Raw genomic sequence first — 5,458 nt, 5'->3', positions numbered from 1 at the left:
CGCCGGCGAGGCGGCCGGCGAGGCTGTCGCGGCCGGCCAGTGCGAACAGGTTGTGGCAGCCGGCTTTGAGCCAGTCCGGGTGCACGGCGACGCCGCCTTCGGGGCGATGGCCTTCCATCCAGGCGCGGGTCAGCAGCCTGGAGAGGCTGAGGTAGCCTTCGCGGTCGCGGCAGAGCAGGGTCATGCGCCAGGGCGTCATGCCTTCTTCGGCGATCATGATGTCCGCGCCGGCGATGGGCTTGATGCCCACGGTTTCGGCGGCTTTGTAGAACTTGACCAGCGCGAACAGGTTGTTGAGATCCGTCACTGCCAGTGCGGGCAGCTTCAGTTCGACCGCGCGGCTGAGCAGGTTGGCCTGCTTTGCTTTCTTCGGGTCAGCCTGATCCGGCTTCGCCGGGACACGGATGGTCGAATCCGCCAGCGAAAATTCGGTGTGGACGTGGAGATGTACGAAACGGGAAGTGGACATGCCGAACCAATGTGATGCCCGGTCAGGGTAGCGGTGGCGGTGGTCGCTAACAAGGCTTGACAGGGGTGTTGCGGGGGCGCGGGTTGGCGCTGGGGTTCAGGTTTGCTTCGGCGGTTGCAGCGGTTTTCGGCGATTGCGGCGCGTGGAGCTGGTGGGGCACGTGCAGGAGCGGTGGGCTCTGTGGTGCTGCGGGCTGGGGCGGGGGGGGGGGGGGGGGGGGGGGGGGGGGGAATACGTCCGTGTAAGCTCGTAGGCAGCATCCATGCTGCCTAACGGTCCCGCGCCTCTACCCCCGCCACCCCTTCGACAGATGGCCGGTGCGTTGGGGCAGGCGACAGCGCTCCTTCGACAGATAGCCGGTGCGTTGGGGCAGGCGACAGCGCTCCTTCGACAGATAGCCGGTTCGTTGGGGTGAGCAACAGCCGATCTTTCGAGAGGGTGCTGGTGCGCAGAGGCAGGCAACCGTCATCCTTCGAGAGATATCTGGTACTCGGGAGCGAGCAACCGCCAACCTTTCGACATCGTTGATGCGGACGAGCTGACAATCGCCGTGTGCCCAGGGGTGTCATGCCATGCCGGGCGGTCCGGCCATCGCAGCGCTCAGGCGGGAAGGCTGCTGCGGTCGGGTTCCAGGCACGCGCGGACGGGGGCGAAGCTGCGGCGGTGCTGGGGGCAGGGGCCGTGGCTGCGCAGGGCGGCGAGGTGGGCGGGGGTGCCGTAGCCTTTGTGCTGGTCGAAGCCGTATTCGGGGTGGGCGTCGTGCAGGGTCTGCATGAAGCGGTCGCGGCTGACTTTGGCGAGGATCGAGGCGGCCATGATGGCGCGGTCGAGGGCGTCGCCGCCGATCAGGGCCTGGGCCGGGCAGGGCAGGCCTTTGGGGACGACGTTGCCGTCGATGCGGGCGAACTGGGCGACGTGGGCGACGCCTTCGACGGCGCGGCGCATGCCGAGCATCGTGGCCTGGTAGATGTTGAGGGCGTCGATTTCGCCGACGTCCACCATCACCACGTGCCAGGCCAGGGCGCGGTCGAGGATCTTGTCGTAGAGCTGGTCACGGCGGGCCGCGGTGAGCTGCTTGGAGTCGTCCAGGCCGTTGAGGCGCGGGCGGTCGGGGCAGAACACCACGGCGGCGACGGCGACCGGGCCGGCAAGCGGGCCGCGTCCGGCTTCATCGACACCGGCCACGTAGCGCGGGGCGACGGTGGCCAGGGCGGCGCCGTCGAACAGGGCCAGGGAGGCGGCTGCGGCGTGGCGGCGGCTCATGCGGTGCGGCCGTGATGGGAGCCGCGTTCGAGCAGCTCGGTGACGGCGTCGGCGGCACGTGCGGAGGCGTCGCGCCGCAACTGCAGGTGCAGGCGCTCGTACGTGTCCTGCAGGTCGGTCACGCGCTGGGGGTGGTCGAACCACTGCAGGATGGCGGCGGCCAGTTTGTCCGGGATGCAGTCGTGCTGCATCAGTTCCGGAGCGAGGTCCTTGCCGGCAAGGATGTTGGGCAGGGCGAAGCGGTCGACCTTGAGCAGCCCCAGCGCCTTGACGATGCGGTAGGTGAGCTCGGCCACGCGGTAGCCGACCACCATCGGGCGTTTGACCAGCATCGTCTCCAGGGTGGCGGTGCCGGAGGCGAGCACGACCACGTCGGCGGCGATCATCGCGGTGCGCGCGTTGCCGTCGAGCAGGTGCGAATGGGCAACCGGCAACGCCGAGGCGGAAAGTTGCTCGCTGATCAGGGTGCGGCAGGCGGCGTTGGCGGCCGGAACCACCACGTGCAGGCCGGGGATGCGTTCGGAGACCTGCCAGGCCGCTTCGAAGAACGGTTCGCCGAGCTTGCTGATTTCCCCCAGGCGGCTGCCGGGGAGTACCGCCAGCACCTTCGCGTTGGAGGGCAGGCCGAGCTCGGCACGCGCCTGTTCGCGATCATTGTGCAGCGGGATGTCATCGGCCATCGGATGGCCCACGAAGCGGGCGTCGATGCCGTGCTTGGCGTAGATCGGTGGTTCCATCGGGAACAGGCACAGCACCAGGTCGGCGCTGGCCCCGATTTTCTCGGCACGTTTTTCGCGCCAGGCCCAGACCGAGGGGCTGACGTAATGGACGGTGCGGACGCCGCGTTCTTTCAGCCAGCGCTCGACGCCGAGGTTGAAGTCGGGCGCGTCGATGCCGATGAACACATCCGGCTGCCACTCCAACGCACGCGCGCGGAACTCGCGGCGCAGTTTGAGCAGGCGCGGCAGGTGGCGCAGGATTTCGGTCAGGCCCATCACCGCCAGTTCGCTGGCATCGAACCAGGTCTGGCAGCCGGCGCTGCGCATGGCATCGCCGCCGATGCCGGCAAACTCGGCATTCGGGAAGCGCAGGCGCAATTCGCGGATCAGGCCGGCACCGAGCAGGTCGCCGGAGGCTTCACCGGCGCCCAGGGCGATCCGCACCGGGCGGTCGGAGGTGCGCAGCGCCAGCGTCTGTTCAACGCTGGTCGCCATCGCAGCGAGCGGAATGATCTCGGCGGTCGTCATGCCCGGGGTGTGCCCGCCTTGACCCGTCATCGCAGCAAGGGCCTCTCGGCGCTTTCGATGAAGTCCAGCAGGTCCTTCACGTCGGCGCTGTGGGTGGCCTGCTCGGCCAGCTGCACCTTGGCTTCGGCCAGCGGCAGGCCGGCCACGTACAGCGTGCGGTAGGCGCGCTTGATGCTGGCGATGCGCTCGGCATCGAAGCCGCGGCGCTTGAGGCCTTCGCTGTTGATGCCGCGCGGGCGGCCCAGGGTATCGCTGCCGACCATGGTGAACGGAGGAACGTCGCCGTTGGTCAGCGCGCCCATGCCGAGGAAGGCGTGGGCACCGATGCGGCAGAACTGATGCGCACCGGCGAAGCCGCTGATGATCACGTAGTCGCCCACGGTGACGTGGCCGGCCAGCGTGGTGTTGTTGGAGAACACGCAGTGGTCGCCAACGTGGCAGTCATGCGCCACGTGGGTGTAGGCGAGCATCCAGTTGTCGTTGCCGACGGTGGTGATGCCGCCGCCACCGGTGGTGCCGCGGTTGATGGTGACGAATTCACGGATGACGTTGTCGTCACCGATCACCAGTTCCGTGCGTTCGGCCTTGTACTTTTTGTCCTGCGGCTCGCCACCGATCGCGGCATGGCCGATGAAACGGTTGTTGCGGCCGATCCGGGTCGGGCCGTGGATCGAGCAGTGCGGACCGATCTCGGTGCCGGCACCGATCTCCACGTCCGCACCGATCAGGCAGAACGCACCCACGCGCACATCCGCAGCCAGCGTCGCCGACGGGTCGATGACCGCGGTGGGGTGGATGAGAGGGGCGTTGTCACTCATTGCAGATCTCCTGCCTGGATCATTCGCGGGTGCCGGCGCACAGCACTTCGGCGCAGGCGACGATTTCGCCATCGACTTTGGCCACACAGTCGTACACCGCCATGTTGCGGATCACGCGCTTGATCTCCACGTGCATTTCCAGCACGTCGCCGGGCACGACCTGCTTGCTGAAGCGCGCCTTGTCGACCTTGACCATGTAGAACAGCTTGGACTGCGCATCGCGGCCCAGGGTGAGCTGGGTCAGCACGCCGCCGGCCTGGGCCATGGCTTCGATGATCAGCACGCCGGGCATGATCGGCTGGCCCGGGAAGTGGCCCTGGAAGAACGGCTCGTTGATGCTGACGTTCTTGGTGGCGACGATCTTCCGGTTCTCGAAATCGAGCGAGATCACCTTGTCCACCAGCAGGAACGGATAGCGGTGCGGGATCAACTGCTGGATCTGGTTGATGTCCGGCAGATTCTGGTTGTTGCTCATTCCTTCTCCTTGCTCACAGACAGGATGCGCCGGGCGAGCGCATCGAGCTGCTTGAAGCGCGCGGCATTCTTACGCCACGTGCGGTTGTCGGTCAGTGGGGTGCCGGAGGAATACTCGCCCGGCTCATGAATGGAGTTGCGCACCACCGATTTGCCGGTGATGACGACCTTGTCGCAGATTTCGAGGTGACCGACGACGCCGACGGCGCCGCCCAGCAGGCAGTAGCGGCCGATCTTGGCGCTGCCGGCGATGCCAGTGCAGCCGGCGATGGCCGAATGGGCGCCGATCTGGACGTTGTGGGCGACCTGCACGAGGTTGTCCAGGCGCACGTCGTTCTCGAGCACGGTGTCTTCCAGGGCGCCGCGATCCACGCAGGTGTTGGCGCCGATTTCGCAGTCGTCGCCGATGCGCACGCCGCCGAGCTGGGGCACTTTGATCCAGTGGCCGGCATCCATGGCCAGGCCGAAGCCGTCGGCACCCAGCACGGCGCCGGGATGGATGCGCACGCGCTTGCCGAGCTTGACGCGGGTGACCAGGGTCACGCGGGCGATCAGTTCGCAGCCGGTCTCCAGGGTGCAGTCTTCGCCGATGATGCTGCCGGGGCCGACGATGCAGTTCTCACCGACGACGCTGCGCGCACCGATGGTGACGAACGGGCCGATGTGGGCGCTGGCGGCGACCTGGGCGTCCGGATCGATGCAGGCGCTGGGGTGGATGCCCGGGGCGCGCGGCGGTGCGATGTCGAACAGGGCGGCGATCTTGGCGAACGTGGTGTACGGGTCCTTGGCGACCAGGGCGGCGCCGGGCGCGGCCTCGGCATCCTCGGCGCGCAGCACGACGATGGCCGCCTGGCTGTCGGCCAGCTGCGCGCGGTAGCGCGGATTGGCCAGGAAGGTGAGCTGGCCGGGGCCGGCATGGGCGAGCGTAGCCACGCCATGGATGGCGGTGCTGCCATCACCATGGACCTGCAGGCCAAACTGCTCGGCGAGTTGCTGGGCGGTATAGGTAGGAGTGTTCACCGGGGGAGTTTACCGTGTGCTGCCGAAACGGTCATGCGGGGCGGGGGTTTTGGGTGTGTTGGTCGGTTTGTTGCGGCTCCGGCGCCTTGGTTGCCATCGCGCGGGGTCGTGACGGGCAGCCCTGGCCAGGACGCGCCGTAAACCCATCCTTGGGGGCTCGTGGGGGG

General features: G+C 67.8%; 5 protein-coding genes and 1 pseudogene. All 6 read right to left on the bottom strand.

What is annotated here, in order from left to right; translation table 11 throughout:
* On the bottom strand, positions 1–469 hold a 469-nt coding region (locus tag ACE026_RS08935), incomplete at its 3' end, for a PHP domain-containing protein (RefSeq protein ID WP_486038724.1).
* 600 nt (positions 470–1,069) lie between these two features.
* A complete protein-coding gene (locus ACE026_RS08930; protein WP_486038723.1) occupies positions 1,070–1,732 on the bottom strand; it encodes a ribonuclease HII in 663 nt (220 codons plus the stop codon).
* Positions 1,729–2,901: pseudogene (lpxB, locus tag ACE026_RS08925) on the bottom strand (lipid-A-disaccharide synthase); the annotation flags it as partial. The pseudogene lpxB and the gene ACE026_RS08930, both read right to left, overlap by 4 nt.
* A 104-nt stretch (positions 2,902–3,005) precedes the next feature.
* Positions 3,006–3,797, bottom strand: coding sequence for an acyl-ACP--UDP-N-acetylglucosamine O-acyltransferase (gene lpxA, locus ACE026_RS08920; RefSeq protein ID WP_486038722.1), 792 nt, complete (start codon positions 3,795–3,797; stop codon positions 3,006–3,008).
* A 19-nt stretch (positions 3,798–3,816) separates the two neighbouring features.
* Complete coding sequence (gene fabZ / locus ACE026_RS08915; RefSeq protein WP_019184406.1) at positions 3,817–4,272, bottom strand: 3-hydroxyacyl-ACP dehydratase FabZ; 456 nt, start codon at positions 4,270–4,272, stop codon at positions 3,817–3,819.
* Positions 4,269–5,291: a UDP-3-O-(3-hydroxymyristoyl)glucosamine N-acyltransferase gene (gene lpxD, locus ACE026_RS08910; RefSeq protein ID WP_259260139.1), complete on the bottom strand. Its 1,023-nt coding sequence runs from the start codon at positions 5,289–5,291 to the stop codon at positions 4,269–4,271. The genes fabZ and lpxD overlap by 4 nt, the downstream gene beginning before the upstream one ends.
* Between the last annotated feature and the right edge of the window lie 167 nt (positions 5,292–5,458).

It is taken from the genome of Stenotrophomonas sp. AGC87 (genome assembly GCF_057333975.1).
The sequence above is the reverse complement of the archived record's forward strand: the minus strand, read 5'-3'. Positions and strand labels throughout refer to the sequence as shown.